We start from the raw sequence: 4,964 nt of genomic DNA, 5'->3' as shown, positions 1-4,964 counted from the left end.
GAGCGACGGGAGCCTGCGGGGCCGGGGCGGACGACGCCGGCTGCCCTCCGGTCGGGGCCGCGCTCTCGGGATTCTTGCACCCCGGGGCCGTCAGGACCGCGGCGGCCAGCAGGGGAACGACACGCTTCCAGCAGGAAAGGAGCACCCGGCCGGTCTTAGCGACGCGCGCGGGGCTTGTAAAGCAACGCCAGCCTTGGCAGGGAAGCGCCTGTTCATCATGCCCAGAGTCCTGCTGCTGCATACCGGGGGTACGCTCGGAATGGCCGGGGGCCGCCCGTCCGCCCTGAAGCCCGCGGCCTTCTTCAAGACACTCAAGGCCCGCGCGCCGGAGCTGTTCGAACTGGCCGACATCGAGCTGGAGCTGTTCAGCAACCTGGACAGCTCGGAGATGCAGCCGGAGCTCTGGAGCCGGATGGCCGCGCACCTCCATGCGCGCCTGCCCCACTTCGACGGGGCCGTGGTGACCCATGGCACGGACACGCTCGCCTACACCGCGAGCGCCCTCTCCTTCATGCTGCGCAACCCGCCCTGCCCCGTGGTGTTGACGGGCTCCCAGCGGCCGTTGGGCAAGATTCGCTCGGACGCGCGGCTCAACCTCATCGACGCGGTGCTGTCCGCGCTGCACGGCCCCCGCGAGGTCACCATCTGCTTCGACTCGCGTCTGTACCGGGGCAACCGGGCGCGCAAGGTGAAGGTCTCCGAGTACGACGCCTTCGACAGCCCCAACTTCCCCGTGCTGGGCACCCTGGGCGTGGACGCCAACTTCGAGCCGGGCCTCAAGCCCCGCGGCGCCTTCCGCCTCCATGAGCGGCTGGACCCCAAGGTCTTCCTCCTCAAGGTGTACCCGGGGCTGGACCCGGCGCTGCCGCTCCAGTTGCTGCCGCACGTCCGGGGCCTGGTCCTGGAGGCCTATGGGGCAGGCAACTTCCCCATCGACCCGGAGCAGGGGCGCTCGCTCAAGCCCCTCTTCCTCCAGGCGCGGGAGCGAGGCGTCCCGGTGGTGGTGGTGAGCCAGGCGCACCGGAATGGCGTGGACCTCTCCTTGTATGAGTCCGGGGCGGCGGCGCTGGAGGCCGGGGCGATGGGCGGCGCGGACATGACGCCGTCGGCGGCCCTGGTGAAGCTGATGCAGGGGCTGGCCTACCACTCCGGCGCGTCCGGGGCCCTGGCGCGCTACATCCAGGGGCCGGTGGCCGGAGAATTGACCGTCGGGAGGCCGACAGTGGCCCCGGAGGCCCCCCGGAGGCCCCCGGCCACCCGGCGGCCCCGAGGAGAGTAGTGGAGAGTCGGGCAGTATGCTTGCCGCCGCGAAAAGGCGGCCCGTAAGATGGGTGCTGCGATGTCCGAGGAGAAAACTTCCGTCCATTCGATTTCGGACCTGCTGGGCAGCGCCCAGCAGCAGAGCGCCTATCTGATCGTCATCAGCGCCAAGTCCGCGGCGGGCATCGGGCGGATGTTCAAGCTGGACCGCTCCGAGGTCGTCCTGGGGCGCAGCTCCGAGGCGCAGTTCCAGGTCGAGGATGACGGCATCTCCCGCAAGCACGCCAAGGTGGTGGCGCTGGGAGACGGCCGGTTCCAACTGGTGGACCTGGCCAGCACCAACGGGACCTACCTCAACGGCCTGAAGGTCAACGCCGCCCCGCTCTACGACGGCGACAAGATCCAGATCGGCTCCAACACCGTCCTCAAGTTCTCCATCCAGGACGCGCTGGAGGAGCAGTACCAGCGCAGCATCTACGAGTCCGCCACGCGTGACGGCCTCACCCGCGTCTACAACAAGAAGTACTTCCTGGAGACGGTGCGCAAGGAGTTCAGCTACTGCCTGCGCCACCGGGTGCCGCTGTCGCTGGTCCTCTTCGACGTGGACCACTTCAAGAAGATCAACGACGCGTATGGCCACCCGGCCGGTGACTACGTGCTGACGCGCATCGCCCAGCGGGTGAGCGACACGGTGCGCACCGAGGACCTGCTCGCGCGCTACGGCGGCGAGGAGTTCGCGCTGATGCTGCGCGAGTCCGCCGAGGACCAGGCCCTGGCGTGCGCGGAGCGCTGCCGGTACGCCGTGGACAAGGCGGACTTCGTCTTCAGTGGCACGCCCATCAAGGTGACCATCAGCCTGGGCGTGGCCACGCTGCTGGACTCGGACTTCTCCCAGCCCGAGGACCTCATCGCCGCGGCGGACAAGTACCTGTACCGGGCCAAGCGCGCGGGCCGCAACCGCGTGGACGCGAAGGCCGTCAGCGGGCTCTGAGCTTCGGGCGCGGCCGCTCCCGCGCCTACGGGCCGAAGCCCAGCCGCCGCAGCGCCTCGCGCGACACGTGCTTCACATGGGAGTCCGGGTCGCGCGCCGCGGCGTCCGACAGCGCCGCCGCCGCCTGCGCGCCACCAATCCGGCCCAGTGCCATGGCCGCGGCCACCCGCACCGCGGACTCCGCGTCCTCCCGCAGGCACCCGGCCAGCGCCTTCACATGGGACGCGCGGCCAATCTGCTCCAGCGCCTCGGCGGCGGCGGTGCGCACCTCCGCATGGTCCGACGCCAGCAGCATCGCGGCGTCATCGCCCCGGGACGTCTGCCGCTGAAGCGTCAGCAGCTCCAGCGCGGCGCTCACCACCTCGGGAGCCCCATCCCTCAGCGCACGCGAGGTGGCCTCCGGCACGCCCGGCTGCCGCGTCGTCAAACCGCTCAAGGCCCGCACGGCCCCCGCGCGAAGCAGCGGCTGCGCATCCGTCAGGAACGACTCCACCGAAGACACCCGGTCCCGAGCCCCCTCGCTACAGTCCGCCAGCTGTGCCAGCGCGGCCCCTCGGACGGATGCGGCCAGCGCCTGGTCCCGGGCCGTCCCCAGGAAGAAGGCCGCACACCCCTTCTCCCGCGCCATGGCCTCCAGCCACGGCCGCGCGTGGGTCGCGTTACTCGACTCGATGTGCCGCTCCGCCACCGTTCGCAGCGGGGCGCCTTCCGCCTCGGCCAGCGCCCGCGCGGCGTCCCGGCGCACCCACCGGTCCGGATCGCCGAGCGCCCGCTCCAGCTCCCGCATCGCCAGCGGCCCGTACACCCGCAGCGACTCCACCGCGCGCCGACGCTGGAGGGGGTCCGCCACGGTCAGCGCCGGCTGCATCGCCTCCAGCTCCTTCGAATACACGGCGAAGAGCCGGTTGATGCGCGCCTCTTCCGCGGGCTTCGCTTCATCCAGCAGCATCCGCCCCACCGACGTCCGGCTGCGCCCGGCCACCGCCTTGAGCGCGCTGGCGCTGACCGCATCCACGCTCTCCGGCCGCGTCGCCATGGCGTCCAGGACGACGCGCGCGGGCTTGCGGCCCAGGAACCCGGCCAGATGGGCCAGCGCCGAGCTCCGGACCGCCAGGTCCTCCGCGTACAGCTCCAACTCCAGCTCCTCGCGAATGGCCGCCCGGCGCCCCCACACGCGCGCCGCGGCGTTGGCGCCCCGAGGCCCCGCCTCCCGCAGGAACCTCGCGGAGGAAGCCCCGGCCGCCGCCGCGGCGCGAGCCGCCGTCAGACATGCATTCAGGTTGGACGACACCGGCTCCGCCAGGACCCAGTCCACCAGCGCCCGGCGCTCCGTGACACCCTGACGTTTGGCCTCCGCGCGCACCGCCGCCCACCGTACCCGCCAGTCCGGATCCTTCATGGCGGAGACGAGCGGCGCGCGGGGAATGGGCCGCTGCCCCGCCAGGCCCTGCACCCAGGAGTCCACCTGACCGCCCGGCAGGCAGCTGCCACAGGTCCGAGCGCGCAAGGCCGCGTCCGTTACGTGCCGCTGGCAGGACATCCAGCATTCACGGGTTGGCGTCCCCCCCTGCTGCTGGCCAGTCATCAGGAGTACCACCAGGAGGAGGGCTGGGCTCACGAGGCGGACAGTGTAGTCCATCCCACCTGGCGTTTTCGTCCAGCGGCCTTGCGTTTTCCGGCTCAGTGGGTCATACCCGCTGCCCCTTTTGATCTACACCCACATCTACGTACGGCGGAAGGAGGTGACTGCATGCCCGGTATCCGAGTGAAGGAAGGAGAGTCCATCGAGAGCGCTCTCAAGCGTTTCAAGAAGGCCACCGAGAAGGCTGGAATCCTTTCCGAGATCCGTAAGCGCGAGCACTACGAGAAGCCTTCCGTGAAGCGGAAGAAGAAGGCCCTCGCCGCCAAGAAGCGCGCTGTGAAGAAGGCCCGCAAGTCGTTCTAGGCGCGTGCCTCGCGCGAGGAGCCGGGGCCCCACCGCTGTCAGGTGCCCTGGCTCCCGCCGTCGAAGTCCCCCTGAACAACGTCTCACCCTCCGGAGTTGCGACCATGGCCACCCTGAAGGAGCGGATCGACGCGGACCTGAAGGACGCGATGCGGTCCAAGAACGAGCTGACGCTCAGCGTGCTGCGGATGCTCAAGAGCGCGGTGAAGTACAAGGAAGTGGAGCCCGGCGCCGCCGTCCTGGATGACGCGGGAATCCTCACCGTCATCGCCGGCCTCATCAAGCAGCGCCGCGACTCCGTGGAGCAGTTCAAGACGGGCGGCCGCCCGGAGCTGGCGGAGAAGGAAGAGGCTGAAATCAGCATCCTCCAGAACTACCTGCCCAAGCAGCTGACCGCCGACGAGCTGGCCGCCGAGGTCCGCACCGCCATCGCCGAAACCGGCGCCAAGGGACCCAAGGACATGGGCACGGTGATGAAGAACCTCAACGCCAGGATTCACGGCAAGGCGGAAGGCCGCGCCATCTCCGACGCCGTGAAGGCGGAGCTCGCGAAGCTCTCCTGAGCCGTCCACCGTTCTGGGGTCAGCGCTGGCGCTGTCGGGAAACCGGCGGCGCCTTTGCATTGAAGGGCTGGACAGGGATGCGGAAACTTGCTCCCTCGGCCCCCCGTCATTAAGTGCCTGGGTCAGTCCCGCCGCGGCGCCCGCTCACCCCAGCGGAAAATCGCGTGCAGGGGCCTCAGGAGTCCACACCATGTCGCAACCACCC

At 70.2% G+C, this 4,964-nt stretch carries 5 protein-coding genes; 4 read left to right on the top strand and 1 reads right to left on the bottom strand.

The genetic code is table 11. From position 1 onward, the window contains the following. Positions 1-217 precede the first annotated feature (217 nt). Positions 218-1,279: an asparaginase gene (locus G4D87_RS33565; protein ID WP_163786761.1), complete on the top strand. Its 1,062-nt coding sequence runs from the start codon at positions 218-220 to the stop codon at positions 1,277-1,279. A gap of 60 nt (positions 1,280-1,339) precedes the next feature. Next, complete coding sequence (locus G4D87_RS33560; RefSeq protein ID WP_044891111.1) at positions 1,340-2,251, top strand: GGDEF domain-containing protein; 912 nt, start codon at positions 1,340-1,342, stop codon at positions 2,249-2,251. A gap of 25 nt (positions 2,252-2,276) precedes the next feature. On the opposite strand, the gene G4D87_RS33555 is transcribed toward G4D87_RS33560, so the two are convergent. Beyond that, positions 2,277-3,890 (bottom strand): HEAT repeat domain-containing protein, encoded by a 1,614-nt coding sequence (locus tag G4D87_RS33555; protein WP_163786760.1) that lies wholly within the window; start codon positions 3,888-3,890, stop codon positions 2,277-2,279. 111 nt (positions 3,891-4,001) lie between these two features. Here G4D87_RS33555 and rpsU point away from each other — a divergent pair, with 111 nt between their 5' ends. Together rpsU and G4D87_RS33545 are read left to right on the top strand one after the other, a co-directional pair. Further along, positions 4,002-4,196 (top strand): 30S ribosomal protein S21, encoded by a 195-nt coding sequence (rpsU, locus tag G4D87_RS33550; RefSeq protein WP_002614080.1) that lies wholly within the window; start codon positions 4,002-4,004, stop codon positions 4,194-4,196. A 104-nt stretch (positions 4,197-4,300) separates the two neighbouring features. Beyond that, the gene (locus tag G4D87_RS33545) at positions 4,301-4,759 is read left to right on the top strand and encodes a GatB/YqeY domain-containing protein (RefSeq protein WP_205507818.1); all 459 of its coding nucleotides are present in this window, start codon (positions 4,301-4,303) and stop codon (positions 4,757-4,759) included. The last annotated feature ends 205 nt before the right edge of the window (positions 4,760-4,964 follow it).

The sequence above is a fragment of the Myxococcus vastator genome (genome assembly GCF_010894475.1).
GTDB classification, from domain to species: Bacteria; Myxococcota; Myxococcia; order Myxococcales; family Myxococcaceae; genus Myxococcus; species Myxococcus vastator.
This window is presented reverse-complemented; position numbering and strand designations above follow the sequence as displayed.